This window comes from Bremerella volcania (genome assembly GCF_007748115.1).
In the GTDB taxonomy this organism is placed as follows: Bacteria; Planctomycetota; Planctomycetia; order Pirellulales; family Pirellulaceae; genus Bremerella; species Bremerella volcania.
The window spans coordinates 39553-57873 of the sequence record NZ_CP036289.1 but is presented as its reverse complement, the minus strand read 5'-3'; the positions used below and the strand labels follow the sequence as shown (position 1 = coordinate 57873).

Genomic DNA, 18321 nt, shown 5'->3' with positions numbered 1-18321 from the left:
TGGTGGACAGAGGAGTGAACAATGCCGAAAAGAAAAAGCCCTGTAGGGGGCGACCAGGAGCTTGATGGCTCGCTTTGGTCGCCCCCTACAGGGCTTTAGAATTTGTGACATTCCGGTAGAGTGAGTCGAGTACTCGACTCGTGGTCCCCTGCGGTACGTTGACTGCCGACGCCATGTCGACTTCGCTCAAAAAGACTCTCTCCCTGCGAGGGAGAGGGGCCATGAGGAAGTTACTCGCCGGTCAGTGCCTCAGGGTCTTCGATCACCAGGTAGTGACCGTGATCGGCCGTTAGAATCAGGCACGTATCGTCCCAGCCGCCGTGCGTTTCGATCCACTGGGTTACCTGGTGGAATGCCTCGTCACCACTGAGCACGGCTCCGATCGAGTCGTCGATGTTGTTCGAATGGTTGGCCCAGTCGACGTCGCCTGCTTCGATCATCAGCCACCACGGCTGGCCCTTGGCTTCCAACACGTCGAGGGCCGCGATGCTCATGTCGGCGAGCGTGACGTTCTCGCGAAGGTCGGCTGCGCTGTATTTCTCAGCCGCGACCGGTCCGGAACTCTTCGCGCTGACCACTGGATCGTACTTGCCATCGGCCGTTTGAAATGGCAAGTGCCCACCGCCGATACCGAAGAATCCAAAGAGTCGATGCCCCTGTTTAATCGCCCCGGCCGCGCCATCATCCAATACCTTTTTACCTGCCTGGCCAGGCGTTCGCTGGGCAATGACGTACTTGCCTCCGTTGGCGACATCGATTGCCTGTAGATCCTCTTGGGTGATGTAAGGATTGCCTGGCACGAAGTTCTGGCCCTGCTTTCCATCCTTCGTCTTTTCGTCTCCCCAACCTCCGCCGATCAAGACGTCGACGCCTGGAAGCGAGCCAGGGTGATAGACCGAAGGACGTCCGATCAGGTCGCGTGTGATGTCTTGATAGTCGTACCGATGTACGTTGTTGGCATAGGCCGCCCCAGGCGTGGCGTGGCAAACAGGCACGCTTGTCACGACGCCAATCTTCCAACCATCGGCTTGCAACTGACGCGAGATCGGCAAAACTTCACGCCCCATGTAGTCGACGTTGATCGCGTTGTTGTAGGTCTTAATGCCTGAGGTCATCGACGTGGCGGACGAGGCCGAATCGGTGAACGCGTGAATGATGTTCTTTCCCTTGGCGATCGGATAATACGCGTCGGCCGGAACGCTCCAAGGGAACTCGCCAGCCTCGCCGACGTCGTAACCTCCCTTGGTGCTGCCACCGGGGGACGTCACGATTTGACGATCGACGTTCACGTCGGTGCCGTTGTTGTGTGGAGTCGTCACGAAGTACCCAAAGTCGGTCTTCGCACCCCGATAGTCTTGAAAGTGCAGTCCGGCCCCGCGCCCCTCGCGATACGGAACGCGGCCTGACTTGTAAATGGCGGCCGCCCAGGTCGTTTGCCAGTCCATGCCATCGTAGATAAACAGAATGATCCGCTTCTTGCCACTTTCGGCGGCCTGCTTCTGCAGACGATAGACATCGGTCTGATCGAAGTACTCGGCCTTTGAGTTGACGGTTTGCGCAGGAAGGTAACCAAACAACTTCTCAAGCTTCTCTTCACTTCGATAAACACTACTTACGCCATCGACCGCGTCCAGATCGATGCCGAACGTGTAGATCGGGATCAGGCGGTTGGAGTGATTGGTCCAGCTGGAATACTTCTTTTCATTGGGCCCCCAGTGAATCGACTGGGGACGATTCGTCTCCGCATTCTTCTGTTGAAGGGACGAGACCGGCACGCGCTCGAGCGACTCGGCAAGTCCCATGCTTGCCAGGAGCAAACCCAGGGTAACCAAACAAATCGCAGGGAAGATCTTCAACACGGGTAGGTCTCTGCGCGGGAATGGGGGGAGGAATGACGACTTGTCTTGAACCCTTCATTGAACCTGCCCAGCGCCTGGCAATAAACCCCTCATCGCGCAGGACACCCAACTTTTTGCGCACGACGGTCGGAATCGTGTGATTGCTTCAAGTGTGGAAACCGTGCCGGACAAGTGCTCGGTGAGAGAAGCTACGCTGACGCGCACAACCTCTAGGTGATGCCGTGCCCAGCACTGGAAGGATTCTCAATGTCGCACCGTACCACCGATGGTGTAGGTGGTTAAGGAATTGCCTGTTGGCAATCTAAGCAAGTCTGCCGACAGATTGTGCAAGAAAATTAGTGGTGGATATTTTTTTATCACCCCTCCGGCGGGTTTCAATTTCCGCGTAAAAATATACGTAAAACCGCAGAACCTAAGAATACAAGCTGAAAACTAAGGGAATTTGATTTTTCACTAAGCGTTCCGTCGCCGGACTTTTCCCGAGTGGCACGGTCTTTGCCATATTGAACCTCAAACGATATCCCGATATATCTTGGTGATATCGCGGAATAGCGAAATTGAGGCATATTTGGTTTTATTTTTTCCATTCCTTAACCGGAGGCCCTCCTGATGATTCGTCCGACCTTGAAGCGTCGCGGCTTCACCCTTGTCGAACTTTTAGTGGTCATCGCCATCATTGGTGTTCTAATCGCCCTGCTGTTGCCAGCCGTCCAACAAGCGCGTGAAGCCGCACGGCGAATGCAATGTAGCAACAACCTCAAACAGCTTGGCTTGGCGCTGCACAACTATCATGACACGCACTTGGAATTCCCGATTGCCCACTTCATCACCGCGCCGACCGATCGACCCGCGAGCTGGCTTGTGCGGATCTGGCCATTCATCGAGCAATCGGCCGCGTACGATCAATGCACGTTCAGCGGAAGCGACTGGTCAGGACGTGGTTTCGACCGCAACTGGCGAGTGACGACCAATATCTTCGTGGAAGGCCTGAACTGCCCTTCCAGCCCGATGGAACGCTTCCACTCGCAAACCGCCAATAGTGACACGACCAATGACGGTGCACCATCAACGATCCAGTACCAGATCGCCGACTATTGCGGCGTCGGTGGAACGTATGGCGACGGCAAGTCCCATTGGTACGGCTATCATGGCCGCAACGACTACTCCGGCGTGTTCATCACGACCGACTCGAAGAACTCGCAGGTTACCGCGTTCAAAGACATCACCGACGGAACCAGCAACACGCTGGCTATCGGCGAACAGTCCGACTTCGTCCGTATCGATGATGGAAGTGGCAACGTCGTCAAGAAGGACTACCGCGACTTCAGCTGGCACGGGGGTGCCTGGAGCGGCGGCGGCGGCGGTGAAACGGACGAAGGTTACTGGAACGGTCATTCTTCCTTCCGCGTGGGTATCAACTTCGTGGCCTCCGGCAATCACAGCCCCCATGGGATTGGCGACTACTGGTATGGCCGCCGGGGACATCACTCGCCATTCTGCTCGCCGCACCCAGGCGGAGCATTGTTCACACTGGCCGACGGTTCGACGCGATTCGTCAGCGAACATATGAACTTCGATACGCTCCGTAGCCTGGGCAATCGCGCCGATGGTCGTGTCGTTGGCGAGTACTAATCGAATCACCCTACCAATCCCAAAGGACTTGACTGATGACGATTCAAAGAGCCTTGGCGGCGACTACGCTGTTTGCCATGGTCATACTGATAGGATGCAGCGATTCAGGCCCTGCGCTGGAAGGCGTTACTGGAACGATCACCAAGAACGGCGTTCCCTTTGTCGGTGCCCAACTCGAGTTCTACCCTGAAGGTCCCGGGGCCGCTTCTTACGGCAAGTCGGACGAGCAAGGCAACTTCAGACTTCGCTACTCGACCGGTAAGCCGGGGGCGGTGATCGGTAACCACAAGGTGACCGTGATCGGCGGAAGTACCAATGGTGCGGAAGTTGAAGAGGAGCCTGTGGAAGATCCAATCGAAGGGGAAACGAAACTGGCCCCGGTCTCCAACCCGGATGCGGCCGGCCGCCGCGGACGCAATGACGGAGGTCCGAAATCGATTGAAGGAATTCCGGCCGTCGTGAAAGAGGGCGAGAAAAACCACGTGATCATCGAACTAGACTAGCCAGGTCTTGCTTGAGATCGACTATCAATCGGAACAGAGTGCTGGGTACCCTCGCGACACTTGTCGCGGGGGCCCTTTTTTACGTTCGGCATAGGGGTTGAACGTGAGGAAGGGATGACCACCCAAACAAGATCAGAGACATCCCCTAAGCGTCACTTCGACGCACGTTATCTTTACTTCCTACTTAATTGGAGGCCCTCCTGATGAAGCGTCCGCTTCGCAAATGCTCTGGCTTTACGCTAGTTGAGCTACTGGTGGTGATTGCCATCATTGGTGTTCTAATCGCCCTACTGTTGCCAGCCGTCCAACAAGCACGTGAAGCTGCGCGACGAATGCAATGCACGAACAACCTCAAACAGCTCGGTATTGCCTTACATACTTATAACGATACGTTTTTGGCGTTGCCGATGGGAGTGCTGCAACAGCACAACTGGCGGGTTGGCGTTCTTCCGTATCTGGAACAGAACAACCTGTACGAGCAACTCAATTTCTCGGAAACCTTTCGCGGTGATCAAAACAATGCTAACACCCCCGCGCTGGGCGGCACGACAGTCGATACGTTCGTCTGCCCGTCGAGCCCGCTGGATCCGAACATGAACCCAGGATGGAACGGATTAAAGTATCAGTACCATCACTACATGGGCGTCAGCGGCGCGGTCGGAACGAGCGTGGGAACTTGCCAAAAACACTATGGTTGGAATTGCGATAACGGACCATTCTCAGTCAATAAGAAGGTTAAGCTGGCTGAGCTCACCGATGGTACGTCCAACACAATGATCGTAGGCGAGCAATCCGAACGTGTAAAATATACTGGTTCCGGGGTTGGTTCGTGGCCATTTGCCGAAGGAAAGACGATGGCACCAGGTGGTTATCACGGTGGCTGGGAAGGCCCTGGGAACCTGAGCCAAACGGGTACGCAATACGGCATCATGTCGGGCATCGTACCTATCCAGTATGGTCCCAATGCTACCTGTCCTGATCCTTGGGATTGCGGCTACTGTTACATCAATTCAACCATTCTTGCGTCCGCCCATCCTGGTGGCATCAACATCTTGTTGGCGGACGGATCGGTTCGATTCATTTCAGAAACGATCGACCTCAATAACTTCAAATTGTTGGCACTCAAGAGCGATGGTGAAGTTGTGAAATTCGACTAAGGCTAGAGAACAGAGAAAAACCTTTATGATCCAAAAAGCAACGATCATCTCGCGATCGACCATTGTATGCTCGCTCCTATTTGTGGGAGTCGCTGCGATGATCGGCTGCGGCGAGTCCAACGCTGGCGGAACCGTTTCCGGCAAGGTGACTCTTAATGGCAAACCGTTAACGGGTGCCAACGTCAAGTTTCACAATCCTGATCTGGGGGTCGGCATTACTTGCGAATTAAGCCCCGACGGTACGTTTGCGAGCACGACGAAGATCCCGGAAGCGACTTACCAAGTCGCGATCATTCCGCCCAATACGTCGCATGAACCTGGGGCAGACGGAATGCCAGTCATTCCCAAACTGCCTAAGGATTTGCCTCAAAAGTATGCATCGCCAGATACAAGCGACTTGACGGCAGAAGTCCATTCACAGCCCGTGAATGAATTTACCTTCGAGTTATAAGCCCCGCCCGTTGGTCAGTGAAGTAAACCATATGATTATCGAACGCGACCAACCTGGTCTTGTTCGTGGTGCACAATTCAATGGAACAGAGAGTTGGGACCCCCTTGCGATCCTATCTGCAGGGGGCCCTTTTTTACTTTCCGAGGTGGTGGTCTTTGTAAAACGATCTGCCTCGATTCATTGCATGGTTTCGCCCACTTCGCCGACAGCTTCTCGATCGATACCGGTCTGGGCTAGCCAATATTTGGTGTTCGGCTCGGAAAGACGCAATCTTCGCTAAACACACATTAGGCGATCTATCGACGGATCATCTACCAGTAGATGCATTCATCGTCCAATCTGCCATTTTTCCACCTGATTCTCCCTAGTGCGATCTGAAATTCGGTATAAGCCTTGATGATATCTCGGTATATCCGGCTGTTGGATCATGGAGCCCGGTCTGACGTCGCGATACTTCCGACATTTTTCCTACCTGGAACAGAGAGCGCTTTGAATATGACAACGAAACAACAACATTCCGTTCGCCCGGCGTTTACCTTGGTCGAACTGTTGGTGGTGATTGCCATCATTGAAGGTGGTACCTGAAAGGGCTCTCGCGGTTGCTTCGCCGCGAGGGTCCTTTTTCGTTTCTGGCTAGCGAAGCATGGCCCGCTCGACGGTTCTTTGAGTAGGACGTGAGGTGGTGAATCGATCAGTTTCCTCGCGTGAAAACCATCCCACGTTGTAGATGGATCGTTCGTACCACCAGGTGCCGGTGTCCCAATCAGAGTAGCGGGCATTGAATTCCACCTGGCCCCATTCATCGAGAGAAATGGTGAAGCCGACGCCTTCGTGCGGATAGGCCGAAGTGCCGTTAGCCAGACTACGCGGATCCTTCGGATGACGAACGATAAGACGCTCAACATCCGCGGAAACGGACAGACCTGGCAGGCTCCGTTCTTCCAGAGACGAGATGGGTTCAATCCGTTCTTGCGGTTGGAAGTCGCTCTCTTCCAGAAACGAGACTCGATGCAAGCTGATCTCTGCCGCAAATGCATCTAACGGAAGAGCACAAGCGTGCGGCAAGGCATTTCGTCTCACAGCGCCTTGCCCGCCCCGGGAGGCCTTCGTCCATACGGTGTGAAGTCGCTGCACAATGATTCGCGGAGTTTGCATTATGCCTACTTCGGCCCGCTGGCGTTGATTTTGTCGGCACCGTGCTCCTGGCCAGCCCAGTCACCGTAGGGGCGATCTCCTTTGATGCGCTCGCCGGTCTTGCTGTCGACATAGCCGGTCTCACGGTCGTAGAAGTCGGTGGTATAGTTTGCCGGAGCGCTGTCGCCGGTTTCCTTTTGCCACCGGTCCATCACCTGGCGCATTTCGGCCAGGTGTTTGGCGTACTGTGGGCTACCGACCAGGTTGTTGGTTTGCAGCGGGTCTTGGCTGGTGTCGTACAACTCTTCAGCCGGACGTGGTGCCAGCAGGACGTCGGCCTGGGCGGGGGTCAGGTCGTCTTTCGCCTCGACGATGTCTTTGTGCGAAGGAGAGCTGACCGAGTCGGCCGGGCCCAGCCAGGCTTTCTCAGGCCGCGCATTGCGGATGTAAAGAATCCCCTGCTGTTTGCGGACCGCACGGCCGTGGGCCTCGTAGTCGTGCCAGTTGTGTTCGCTGAACGCGTAGTTGCGTTTGGACAGATTCTGAGGATCTTCCAGCAGTTGAGCAAAGCTGACGCCTTGGGCTTGCTCCGGAACCTTCACGCCAGCCAGGCCCAGGAAGGTCGGGCAGATGTCGATCACGCTGACCAGCTTGTTGTTGGTCTCGCCGGCGTCCTTGATTCCTTTAGGCCAGCTGACGACGAAGGGAGTCTTCATGCCGCTATCGTGCACACGCGTTTTGCCGCGTGGGAACGGACGGCCGTTGTCCGCCATGACGATGATCAGCGTATTATCGAACGCATCTTGAGCTTTCAGTTCTTCGCAGACCTGGCCAATGTAGTAGTCGAAGCGGGTGATCTCGTTGTGGTAGGAAGCCAGGTCGTCGCGCGTGGCCGGCTCGTTCCGCATGTACGGCGAGACCTTCACGTCATCGGGATTGTGCTTCGGTCCGTAGTTGTCGGCCTGCCACTGCTTGTCGGCATCCCAGCCGCGGTGGGCGTCGGTGGAAGCGAACCAGAAGAAGAACGGCTTATCCTTGGGACGCTTCTGCACGACATCGACCCAGTGCCCTTCCCCGCCGGAATTGCCAGGCACATTGGTGCCGCGCTTGTCGTCCCAAACGGCCTTCTCGTCGGCGTTGTCTTGCGGCATGTGATCTTTACCGGCCAAGGCCGTGTAGTAGCCGGCCGCTTTGAGCAGCTTCGGAAACTTGACCAGATGCGCCGGCAGCGGACGATGCAGTTCGCTGGCCGCCCCGTTGTTGTGCGGATAGCGACCGGTGATGATGCTGCACCGGCTCGGGCTGCAGCTGCTGGCGGTGAGATACGCATTGGTGAACTTCATCCCGCTGGCCGCCAAGGCATCAATATTCGGCGTACGAGCCGTTTCGCTGCCATAACAACCGAAGTCATTCCAGCTGACGTCATCGGCAATGAAAATGATGAAGTTAGGTCGATCGTCGGCAACGGCAGGCAGGGCGATCGCCAGGAGTAGCAAGGCCGATAGGTAGAAGGAGATGCGAGGCATGAGGCTTTCCGCGCTTGGGTGGAGGTGTGAGGTGGGTCAGGGGCTTTAGGAACAGTATCCTTGATGACATAGGAAGGGTCAAATCCTCATCCACATCGACGTGACATGGCATTCTTTGGCATCGCAATCTTCCTTTCGTTTCTGCTGAGCTTTATCACAGGCCTTATGTCGATCTGCTATGCGCTACTTCGTCATCTTCCAACCGCCAAAACGCTCGGTTGGTTTGCGGTCGGGACGAACGCAATTGCCGTGCTGGGAAGCATTCCGATTCTAGTAACCTCGGTCGCCTTATTTCTCCCAGCGATCGTTCCCAGCACCTTAGGTCTCATAGCGATTGCTCTCTGTCAAAGCTTTAAGGGATATGAGCCGGTGAAGGATCGTCAGATACCGCTAGCGATGCTATTTTACCTGGTCGCTGTTTTTGGGCTCTTAATGTCGATTTGCATGTGTTTTGGGGCACTGTTGGATCTTGATCTTGATCCTTAGGACTGCATAGCTTCGGTTCTGAATTGTGGGTTTTCTCTTCCAGTTTCCGCCGGTTCAAATCTTAGTTAACAATCCCCAATCCCCGGAAACACGTCATGCGACTTCCCGTCATACGCGGCATCATCGATCGCAGAATTCTGGCAAACTATCGCATCGATCCCGACGTGCTTGCCAAGCAATTACCGAAACCCTTTCGCCCTCAAGTGGTGAATGGATTTGGTATCGCCGGAATTTGTTTGATCCGTCTGGTGAGCATTCGCCCAAAAACCTTGCCCTTGTGGATGGGCATTTCATCTGAAAACGCAGCCCATCGAATCGCCGTCGAGTGGGATGACGGTGACCAGATGCGGACAGGCGTCTACATTCCCCGTCGGGATACTTCTTCCTTCTTAAATGCACTGGCCGGTGGTCGCATCTTTCCTGGCGTGCATCATCGAGCGAAATTCGAGGTATCGGAACAAGCAGATCACTATCGAATACGAGTCACCAGTCACGACCGCCAAGCTCAATTCCTGGTCGCAGGTCGTGTGGCGGACGATTTGTCGAAGACCTCCATCTTCCACAGCGTCGAAGAAGTCTCGCACTTCTTCGAGTGTGGATCGATCGGATACTCGCCGGCGAACAAACCTGACCAGTTCGATGGGTTGGAGTTACGTTCATTCAATTGGCAAGTCACGCCGCTCGATATCGAACACGTTGAGTCGTCCTTCTTCGACAACGCCAACTTATTTCCCCCAGGTACCGCGGTGTTCGATAACGCGCTGCTGATGCGCAGTATCGATCATGAGTGGCATGAGCGAACTAGCATGCAGGCTAAGCGAGATAACGTTCCATCGATTACGGCTCAATGCGAAACGTATCAAGGTACTGCCGAACGATCTCAGAGGGCTCATCCCATTCTTCTTGAACACCATACTTGATGTAATACCACTGGCCGTCGCGCTCGAAGGTCAGTTCATAGTACGTCACGGCCGGATCGTCGAATGTTGTCGGCCGTGATTCAATACGCTGCCAAGCCTTTTGGCCCTGGAAGGTAATCGGCAGGTAGCCCTCCGATTTTGGATCCCACGGGCCCACTTTCATCACCGAGAAAAAACCGCACCGACCTGGGAACGCCGTACGAGGGCGAAGCTGAATCTCTGGGCTGTCGGGAAACGCAGATCCCCAGTTCTTGGGCGCCACAATGGAGAAGCCTGCGGGGCTAACCACACGATGGACTTCTTCTGGCGGGCTCACGGGGGGATCACTTCCGAGCGTGGAAGGATCCACTCCTCGAAAGACGATATGTGCGAAGAAGAAATAGCATACGCCCACGATAAGAAGCGAAACGGCAACTTCGCGAAGCAACTTCACCGCACGATTCCTATTCCACACGCCGATAAGACAAGAGCGTCCCCAAGACGTTTTCCAATGTCACCTTGGCGGCAAGCCCCACCATCACACAAGCGGCGACCATTGCCCAAGTAGCCACATCGGTAAGGGACCAGGGGTAACTGATTGCCAGGCGCGCCAATTGTAAAAACAGGAGGGTACCCAGAACGAAGGCAACGTCTCCCAACTTATCGAGGCGGGACCCACGGTTGAGCCGCCACAAGATGCCGGGCCATACCGATGCCAATCAGAATGACTTTGAATGCGGCAATCATGGATCACCTCTCTCTGTGGCAAATTGCCAGATTGCTTGGTGAATACTGCCATCGCGGATGGTTCAGTAAGTAATCCGCAGATTCATCTTCTTCGACCAAAGCTCGTCCGCCCCGGCTTTGGTAACGCCGGTTCTTTGAACCATCAGGATGGTGAGGTTGGTCAAGTCCAAGACCGCCGGCAGGCCGGCATCGGTAACTTTCGTATCGTCGAGCTGAAGGTTATCCAGCGTTTTGATCTTCGAGAGCGTCCGGAGGCCTTCGTCGGTGATGTTGTTGCCGTCAAGATAGAGCGCATTGAGTTCCGGAAGTTCCAACAGCGCTTCGAGTCCTTTGTCGGTAATTTTCGTGCTTTCAGCCGAAATTAACTCGAGTGTCTTCACCCCTTTGAGCATCTGCAGCCCTTCGTCTCCGACGTTTGTATGGTCCACATCGATAAACGTCAACTTTTCCAGCCCTTGGAGCGCCTCTATCGCTGGATCGCCGATATTGTTGTAGCCCAAGGTCACCAATTTGAGTTCCTTGAGGGACGCAAGAGCTTTCACGCCTCGATTGGTCAACTTCGTTTCCGAAAGCGTGAGACTCCAGACCTTCTCCAGGGTGCCAACTTGTTTCATGGCCGCGTCGTCCAAAGGACACTCAAAGACGTGCAAGAACTCCAGATTCGGGAACTTGCCTAGCGTTCTCCCTTTGATCGGACAATCGTAAAAATACAGCTTCTTCAGGTCTTTCAACGAGGCAAGAGGCAAGAGATCTTTGTCGGTAATCGGTACCTCGGTGAAACTAATCTCCTTAATGGTTTTTGCCTCGGATAGGGCGCTCAGATCTCTTCCGGATAGCGTCACCTTTTCGAACGAAACCCAGTCTAGCCCGGGGAAGTGTTTGAGCCCGGCAAGATCATGGGGCGCGAAACGCTTCTCTCGAAACGAGACGTACTCGACGCGGCCCGACACAATACCTCGTTCGACGAACGCGCCCATCTTTTCGAGCGCCGCGGCGGCTTCTTCAGCATTCTTCGCTTTGCCCAAGTCCTGAGAAAGCCCGGACGTTGCGGCAAAGCATACCCATACGATCGTCAGTAGTGAAAATCGAAATCGCATCATCTGTTCCTAAAAAATGAATGCCTCATTCATCCTACTGCCACGGCACGCTGCCAGCCGCTTGAATCTGCTTCTGCAGGGCTTGCTGCAGTTCGCGGAACTTCTGACGGTTGGTCTTGGCCAGGTCGTGTTGTTCCTGCGGGTCTTCGTTCAGGTTGTAAAGTTCCAACGGCATGTAAGGGTCGTTCTGCATCAGCTTCCAGCCGTCGCGGATGATGGCCTGGTACGCTTTGCCGCCGTAGCGCTGGCCTCCTTCGCGGCGAACGAAGTACAAATCACGCGGCTTCTTGGGCATCGGTTTCCCCTCCAGCAGCGGCACCAGGCTCACCGCGTTCAGGTCTTCGGCCGGAGTGCCACCAGCGAGCTCGACGAACGTCGGGAAGACATCAAAATTCATCCCCTGGTAGTCGCTCGTGCTGCCTGGCTGAATGTGGCCAGGCCAACGCACGAAGAATGGGACCTTCAGCCCGCCGTCGTAGTGGCTCTGCTTGCCGTCGCGCCACGGATCGTTGTTCTGAGCATGCGGCAGGCTGCCGCCGTTGTCGCTGCCGAAGTAAACGATCGTGTTCTCGGCCAGGCCGAACGTATCGAGCGCCTTAAGCACCTTCGCCACCGCGTCATCCAGGTGCTGCACGAACGCGACGTTCTTGGCCCGCTTCTCATCCAGCTCAGGCTTCGCCTTCTTCACCGCGTCGAGGTATTCCTTCGGCGGTTCGATCGGGAAATGAGGCGCGTTGAAGGCCAGGTACAGAAAGAACGGCTGCTGCTTGTGGGCACCGCGAGTACAGATGTACTGATGCGCCCACTGAGCGAACAGGTCGGTCGCATGCCCCTCGGGATCGATCTCGCGATCGTTGTACCGCATGTAGTTGTTCCCCTCGCGGCGATGGGTGATGTAGCTGTCCATCATGTCGCCGAGGAACCCGTGGAAGTGATCGAAGCCGCGCTCATTGGGGGTGTTGGGAGATTCCAGCCCCAGATGCCACTTGCCAATGCACGCGGTGGTGTACCCTTGCTTCTTCAGCTCGTCGGCCAAGGTGGGTACACCTTGTTTGAGAAAGCCCCACGAGTTATCCCGATTGGTGCGGATCACCCCAGGCACACCGACCAGGTCAGGGTATCGACCGGTCAGCAGCGCCGCGCGCGAAGGGGAACAGACCGTGCAGTTGGCCCGCATCTGCGTGAAGGTCATCCCCTCGGCGGCCAGCTTGTCGATGTTGGGCGTGGCCACGTCCGAGTCGTGATAAGTCGAAACGTCGCCGTAGCCGAGGTCATCGGTGTAGATGATCACGAAGTTCGGCCGCTTGGGTTCGGCGGCGAAGACAGATGCTGCGAGCGTCAATAAGGTGAGAAGTGAGAGAAGGGATTTCATGGGTGGGGCTCGTTAGGGAAAAGGGTTATCTGGGTGGCAGTCCTTACTTCGCGAACTCTTCCTCATGCAGTTTCGTCAGTCGCTTGACCACGTCCGGATGTTGATCCGCGAGGTTGTTCTTTTCGCCAGGGTCTTCCATGATGTTGGCCAGGAAGATTTTGAACGAGGCGTTTTGAGCGTCTTCATGCGTATCGCGGGTATTGGCGATCAGTTTCCAGTCGCCTGCCCGGACGGCCCAGGCAGCATTCGGACCGTTGCCCACCTGCCAGTGCAGCGGATGATTGAAGTGGGGCGACTGCGCCGTGGCATCTTTCAGCATGTTGACCATCGAGCGGCCATCGAGGTGGGTCTCCGGCAGCTTCACGCCGGTCAGTTCGGCCAGGGTGGGCATCCAGTCGCACGCATGGGCCATTTGATCGCGGACTTCCCCTTCAGGTAGCTTGCCTGGCCAACTGATGATGCCGGGCAGGCGAATGCCTCCTTCAAACATGCTGAACTTGGCACCGCGGTAAGGTCCGCTGTTGCCGCCGCCGAAGTGAGCCCTTTCTTCGGTCGAGTAACCGTTGTCGGACTGGTAGATGATGATGGTGTTCTTCCGCAGGTCGAGCTTATCGAGCTTGGCCAACACCTGGCCAACCCGTTCGTCTTGCGAGGCGATGAACGCGGCGTAAAGATTTCGCGGGTACGGTACCTCTTTGAAATGTTCGAGCCACTTCGCTTCCCCTTGATAGGGATAGTGGGGCGTGTTCATCGCGTAGTAAATGAAGAACGGCTTGTCCTGGTTCTTTTCGATGAACGCACACGCTTCGTCCGCCATCAGTTGCGGGAAGTAGGTTCCGTCCTCGTGGACTTCTTCGCCGTTGCGCCACAGGTCGTGACGGTTGGGCCCATTCCAGTAGAAAAAGTGGGAGTAGTTATCGATGCAGCCTCCCATGTGACCGATCGAGTAGTCGAACCCCTGAGCCAGCGGCATCGTCTCCGGCGTGTAGCCGATATGCCACTTGCCGATGTGGGCGGTCGTGTAACCGGCGGCTTTGAACATCTCGGCCAGGGTGATTTCTTCACTGGGCAAAGCACCGCCGCCCCCCTTCTTCGACGAGCAGTTATTCGGCACCCCAGCACGCACCGGCCAACGCCCCGTCAGCGCTCCGGCCCGGGATGGCGAGCAAACCGGCGCGGCAGAGTAAAACTGCGTCAAGCGAACCCCATGCACGGCCAGCGAGTCCATGTGCGGCGTATGCAAGTCCTTCGATCCATAGCACCCGGCATCGACCGAGCCTTGGTCGTCCGCCAGAATGAAGATCACATTCGGCTTGTCGGCTGCGAACAGGGAAGAACAAGTCGTCAGCAGCAGACCGACCGCAAACAGCGATAAAACGCGATTCATGGAACGTGGAACCTGGAGGGAAACGGAAGGAATTCGGTGGCCTTTTAGTATCCTCGACTGGAATTGGTCGGTCAAATTTTCCCTTTTCGGAGCCCTTATATGGGAATGGAATACTTTGCCAAGCTGGATCGACCATTGGAAGAATGCGATAGTGCCGTGCTGTTCGACCTGCTTTTAAAGCACTTCGGGATGATCCCGCTTTCCCAGACTGCGTCTGAGTTGCGTCTTCAGCTTCCAGAGTTTGCTGACGATACTTGGGAAGCGATTTATGTTGCCTTGAAAGAGCGGGAGATATACGTTTGCTTCTATGGATGGAATAGTCACGAATACCCGCGATTCCTCGAGTTTATTTCGCAGTGGGTCGCTCAGGCTGGATTCAGTTGTCATTTCGAGGAAGAGTAGAATATAGCGCTGCTCAATTGCCACCGTACAAGGACCCGCAATCATGTTCGACCCCGAAGCAAAAGCCGTCACCGCCCAGGCCCTGAAGCAGATCGAAGCGGATGGCTCCGACTTGTCCAAGCCGATCGAGATGGACTTCTTCGTCGCCGTGCCGAGCCAGGAAGCTGGCGATCAGGTTGCCGACGAGGCTCGCAAGATCGGGTTTGAGACGAGCGTCGAGCAGGATGAAGAGTCCGGCGAGTGGACCTGCTACTGCACCAAGACCATCCTGGCGACGGTCGACGCGGTGTTCGACATCGAGGAGAGCCTGGACGATCTGGCCGATCCGTTTGGAGGCTACAGTGATGGCTTCGGCACGTTCGGCAACAAGGACGAAGATTGAGCACCGCGGGTTCGGCTGGCGTGGGCTCTACTGCTTGCGGATCATCTTCTGAACCGTCTCGGGAAAGAGGTTCAAGATGTCTTCGACGTCGTTGGGCAAGCGCCGTTGGAACGCACGACCATCCGACTTGGACGTGTAGAGGGCTCCCTGTTTGACCGGCACTTGTAGCTGCTGCGGTTTGATCGGCGTCTCGAAGTCGGCCTGATCGAAGTGAACCATCGTCACGTGGCAGACGTCATCCGGCAGCAGATTGAAGTTGAGAATCAGCCGGGGCATCTGAAAGCGGCACTTCTCGCTCGACGGCTGCAGATACAGATACAACGAGCAATTAAAGACCTGGTTGTTCTTCTTATCGACCGCGGCCGTTGCCAGGATCGCGTCTTGATCGGGGTCGACCAGCAGCCACTTCTCGTACTGCGAAAACTCGGCCACATGAAAGGTCTTGCCGGCGGTTTGCTTCAGCAAGTAAGGAGCGCTCAAGAGCTGCGTACTCCGCGCTAGGACGTCGCCTGGTACGAAGCGGTCGGCGTGCGGTTCGCGGGGAACGCCATGGACGACCGACTGCGTCTCTCCATTCTGGTGCAGCGATACCTCGGAGACCGGCGAGCGGGCATAGGTATGCTCGGTCGTGTCATACGAGGTGCGATCGACGTAGGCCTCCTGGGTGTAGTCGTAGATGGTGGTGGTCCACGCCGGCCCCTGGATCAATTCAATCTTCACGCCCGGTGGCGAAGGGGGGATCTCGAGCTTGACGACGCTGAAGCCGAGTTGATCGAGGAACTTCCACTTCAGAATCTCCTCGCGATCGTAGGGGATGGCTTCCAACTGGTCGCGCAGCTTGACGACGTCAGCCAAAGTCTTCAACTGAACCCCGTCGAGATCGGCAATGATGGCCCGCTGCAGTTCGAGATGCCCTTGCTGCGGAATCGTCAAGCGATCGCGCAGCTTCGGCTCGTCGGCCAACGCGGCGCCAGAAACAATCAGCGCAGACAGAACTACGAGAAACAAACGTCGGGCACGCATAAGACGCTCTCCGAGGATTTCGTGATATGCCCTTAGATTACTCGAAATCAATCCTGAAGGCATGCCTCACGCGAAGCAAATTGCCTACACGCCGTCGTAGCTTTCGACCGCCTTGGTGATTTCGGCGATCTCGCCGTCACTCAGATCGATACTGCCGGCCTTCGCATTGTCGACCGCTTGCTGCGGGGTTCGGGCACCGCACAGCACGTGCGAGCAGCCTCGCTGGGCCAGCGTCCAGGCCATGGTGAGCTGCGCGAGGGTGGCGTCGTGCTTGTCGGCGATGGCCCGCATCGGTTCAAGCATCGCTTGCACCTGGCGGACGTTCTCGGGGTTGAAACGCGGCTTGAAGTTGCGCTGGTCTCCTTCGTCGTACTTGCGATCCGGAGTGATCTTGCCGGTCAGCAGACCCTGACTCAAAGGACTGTACGCCAGAAACGCGAGGTCCTGCTTCGCGCAGTAATCGAGATTGGTCTTTTCCATATCGCGGTCCAACATCGAATACTTTTCCTGATCGGTATCCAACTGGCCGAACTGGCGATACGCGTTCATCTCTTCCTGGGTGGCGTTGCAGACCCCGATGGCGCGGATCTTGCCTTCCTTCTTCAGTTCCATCAGCGTCTCCATACGCTCCTGGATCGGCGTGTTATCCATTTGCCAATGGGTCTGGTACAGGTCGATCACGTCGGTTTGCAGCAATTTCAAGCTGCGTTCGACCTCTTCCCGGATGCCGTCCTTGCCGCTGTAGATGTAGACGTCGAAGCTCTCGTCGGTCTTTTCACCGCTCCAGTCGACGTTTTGCTTGGTGGTGCTGAAACGCTTGGTAGCCCGCTTCTTCTGGGCATCGGTCAGGTCCCACCGCATGCTGCACTTCGTGGCGACGATGACCTGGTCGCGACGATCGGCGATCGCCTTGCCGACGACTTCTTCGCTGTGGCCGAAGCCATACACAGGTGCCGTATCGATCAGGTTACCGCCGGCATCGAGGTAGGCGTGAATCGCCGCGATCGATTCCTTCTCGTCGGCTCCACCCCAAGTCCATCCACCGATTGCCCAGGCCCCGAAAGCGACGACGGATGCTTCGATGCCTGATTTTCCGAGAGGGCGTGTCTTCATGATGCTCTTTCTGTCGTGGGGGTTTCAGCGGGCTGGGTCACAAGAGGCAGTGCGTTGAATGATTACATTCGCAAAACGATCTTACCGAATTGTTCGCCTTGTTCCATCCGGGACAAAGCTTCGTTGCCTTGGGCGAGACTGAAGACTTGATCGATCACGGGGCGAATCTCATGTTTCTCGACAAGATTTAACATGCCGCGGAAATCGGCGGGGGAACCCATCGTCGTCCCGATCAACTTCAATTGATTCCAGAAGACTTTGAACATGTCGATCGTTTCCGGAGGCCCGGTCGTGGCACCATAGTTCACAATCCGTCCGCCTGGTGCGGCCAAGGCGATCAGATTGGCATACCCTTTGCCAGCGGCGCTATCGATAATCAAACTGGGTCGACCAAACTCGCCGGCCGCTTTCTTGTGCCAATCATCCTCGCGGTAGTTGAAGCCTGCGACCGCGCCGAGTTCTTTGGCCTTGGCCAGTTTCTCAGGCTTCGACGACGTGACGGCAACTTCCGCCCCGATCGCGACGGCGAACTGCAAGGCGAGCGTTGCCACCCCGCCGCCGATACCACTGACCAAGACCTTTTCACCGGGTCGCAACTGTCCCTGGGACATCGTAGCCCGGAACGCGGTGACGCCGGCCAGGGGAAGCGCGGCTGCTTCTTCCCAGCTGAGGTGTTTCGGTTTGGCTCGCAGGGTCTCGATCGGCACGTGCATGTGACTGGTGAACGTCCCGTTGTGGGGCATTCCCAAAATGGTGAACTCGGCCGATTGAGCCGCTTCGTTGGTTCCCCAGTCCCAGCCGGGATTGATGATCACCTCCTGGTTGAGCCAGCTATTATCGGCATCACTACCAACCTGGGTAACGATGCCTGCCCCGTCTGAACCGAGGATCTTGGGCAATTCGATTCCCGGGTACATGCCTTGCGTGATCCAGTAGTCGCGGTGATTCAGTGCCGCGGCTTTCATCTCGACCTTGGCGTAACCTGGCTTCAACTCCCCTAAGTCGTAGTCAGATAGCTCTAAGGGGGACTTAAGCTCTTTAATCATTAATCCAGGCATGCGGTTGTCCTTTCCCGAATTTCGTCGTTGGTGGGGGCAAGCTACTGCTTGAAACCTTTGGCCCGATCGGGTCATACGAGTAGAATGAATTAT

The 18321-nt window shown here is 56.0% G+C and carries 18 protein-coding genes; 8 read left to right on the top strand and 10 right to left on the bottom strand.

Translation table 11 applies throughout. The annotated features are described in order from the left end of the window. Positions 1-230: 230 nt before the first annotated feature. Positions 231-1859 (bottom strand): alkaline phosphatase, encoded by a 1629-nt coding sequence (locus Pan97_RS00260; protein WP_241676345.1) that lies wholly within the window; start codon positions 1857-1859, stop codon positions 231-233. 609 nt (positions 1860-2468) lie between these two features. On the opposite strand from Pan97_RS00260, the gene Pan97_RS00255 reads away from it, so the two are divergent. The 5 genes from Pan97_RS00255 to Pan97_RS26145 all read left to right on the top strand — a co-directional run bounded on the left by Pan97_RS00255 (position 2469) and on the right by Pan97_RS26145 (position 6187). Beyond that, positions 2469-3491, top strand: coding sequence for a DUF1559 domain-containing protein (locus tag Pan97_RS00255; protein ID WP_196782229.1), 1023 nt, complete (start codon positions 2469-2471; stop codon positions 3489-3491). A gap of 35 nt (positions 3492-3526) precedes the next feature. Further along, positions 3527-3994, top strand: coding sequence for a carboxypeptidase regulatory-like domain-containing protein (locus tag Pan97_RS00250; RefSeq protein ID WP_144969625.1), 468 nt, complete (start codon positions 3527-3529; stop codon positions 3992-3994). A 203-nt stretch (positions 3995-4197) separates the two neighbouring features. Then, positions 4198-5151: a DUF1559 domain-containing protein gene (locus tag Pan97_RS00245; protein WP_144969623.1), complete on the top strand. Its 954-nt coding sequence runs from the start codon at positions 4198-4200 to the stop codon at positions 5149-5151. A gap of 25 nt (positions 5152-5176) precedes the next feature. After that, positions 5177-5602, top strand: coding sequence for a hypothetical protein (locus Pan97_RS00240; RefSeq protein WP_144969621.1), 426 nt, complete (start codon positions 5177-5179; stop codon positions 5600-5602). A 495-nt stretch (positions 5603-6097) separates the two neighbouring features. Further along, complete coding sequence (locus Pan97_RS26145) at positions 6098-6187, top strand: type II secretion system protein (protein ID WP_165698539.1); 90 nt, start codon at positions 6098-6100, stop codon at positions 6185-6187. 48 nt (positions 6188-6235) lie between these two features. On the opposite strand, the gene Pan97_RS00230 is transcribed toward Pan97_RS26145, so the two are convergent. Together Pan97_RS00230 and Pan97_RS00225 are read right to left on the bottom strand one after the other, a co-directional pair. Then, complete coding sequence (locus Pan97_RS00230; protein WP_144969617.1) at positions 6236-6682, bottom strand: hypothetical protein; 447 nt, start codon at positions 6680-6682, stop codon at positions 6236-6238. An 80-nt stretch (positions 6683-6762) separates the two neighbouring features. Then, positions 6763-8262, bottom strand: coding sequence for a sulfatase family protein (locus tag Pan97_RS00225; RefSeq protein ID WP_144969615.1), 1500 nt, complete (start codon positions 8260-8262; stop codon positions 6763-6765). 581 nt (positions 8263-8843) lie between these two features. On the opposite strand from Pan97_RS00225, the gene Pan97_RS00220 reads away from it, so the two are divergent. Continuing rightward, a complete protein-coding gene (locus tag Pan97_RS00220; protein WP_144969613.1) occupies positions 8844-9668 on the top strand; it encodes a DUF2071 domain-containing protein in 825 nt (274 codons plus the stop codon). On the opposite strand, the gene Pan97_RS00215 is transcribed toward Pan97_RS00220, so the two are convergent. The 4 genes from Pan97_RS00215 to Pan97_RS00200 all read right to left on the bottom strand — a co-directional run bounded on the left by Pan97_RS00215 (position 9586) and on the right by Pan97_RS00200 (position 14250). Continuing rightward, complete coding sequence (locus tag Pan97_RS00215; RefSeq protein WP_144969611.1) at positions 9586-10101, bottom strand: hypothetical protein; 516 nt, start codon at positions 10099-10101, stop codon at positions 9586-9588. The two genes, Pan97_RS00220 and Pan97_RS00215, sit on opposite strands and share 83 nt — an antisense overlap. Positions 10102-10456: 355 nt before the next feature. Then, a complete protein-coding gene (locus Pan97_RS00210) occupies positions 10457-11494 on the bottom strand; it encodes a leucine-rich repeat domain-containing protein (protein ID WP_144969609.1) in 1038 nt (345 codons plus the stop codon). 31 nt (positions 11495-11525) lie between these two features. Next, on the bottom strand, positions 11526-12863 hold the full coding sequence (locus Pan97_RS00205; protein ID WP_144969608.1) for a sulfatase family protein: 1338 nt from the start codon (positions 12861-12863) through the stop codon (positions 11526-11528). Positions 12864-12906: 43 nt separating this feature from the next. After that, a complete protein-coding gene (locus tag Pan97_RS00200) occupies positions 12907-14250 on the bottom strand; it encodes a sulfatase-like hydrolase/transferase (RefSeq protein WP_144969606.1) in 1344 nt (447 codons plus the stop codon). Positions 14251-14349: 99 nt separating this feature from the next. On the opposite strand from Pan97_RS00200, the gene Pan97_RS00195 reads away from it, so the two are divergent. Next, on the top strand, positions 14350-14652 hold the full coding sequence (locus Pan97_RS00195; RefSeq protein WP_144969605.1) for a hypothetical protein: 303 nt from the start codon (positions 14350-14352) through the stop codon (positions 14650-14652). A gap of 43 nt (positions 14653-14695) precedes the next feature. Further along, positions 14696-15034 carry a ribonuclease E inhibitor RraB gene (locus tag Pan97_RS00190; RefSeq protein WP_144969603.1) on the top strand — a complete coding sequence of 113 codons (339 nt, stop codon included), beginning with the start codon at positions 14696-14698 and terminating at the stop codon, positions 15032-15034. A gap of 27 nt (positions 15035-15061) precedes the next feature. Here the strand turns inward: Pan97_RS00190 and Pan97_RS00185 are convergent, their stop codons facing one another. The 3 genes from Pan97_RS00185 to Pan97_RS00175 form a co-directional block, all read right to left on the bottom strand. After that, positions 15062-16057 (bottom strand): hypothetical protein, encoded by a 996-nt coding sequence (locus Pan97_RS00185; RefSeq protein WP_144969602.1) that lies wholly within the window; start codon positions 16055-16057, stop codon positions 15062-15064. Between the two features lie 84 nt (positions 16058-16141). Continuing rightward, positions 16142-17170, bottom strand: coding sequence for an aldo/keto reductase (locus Pan97_RS00180; protein WP_144969600.1), 1029 nt, complete (start codon positions 17168-17170; stop codon positions 16142-16144). A 62-nt stretch (positions 17171-17232) separates the two neighbouring features. After that, positions 17233-18228 carry a zinc-binding dehydrogenase gene (locus tag Pan97_RS00175; RefSeq protein WP_144969599.1) on the bottom strand — a complete coding sequence of 332 codons (996 nt, stop codon included), beginning with the start codon at positions 18226-18228 and terminating at the stop codon, positions 17233-17235. Between the last annotated feature and the right edge of the window lie 93 nt (positions 18229-18321).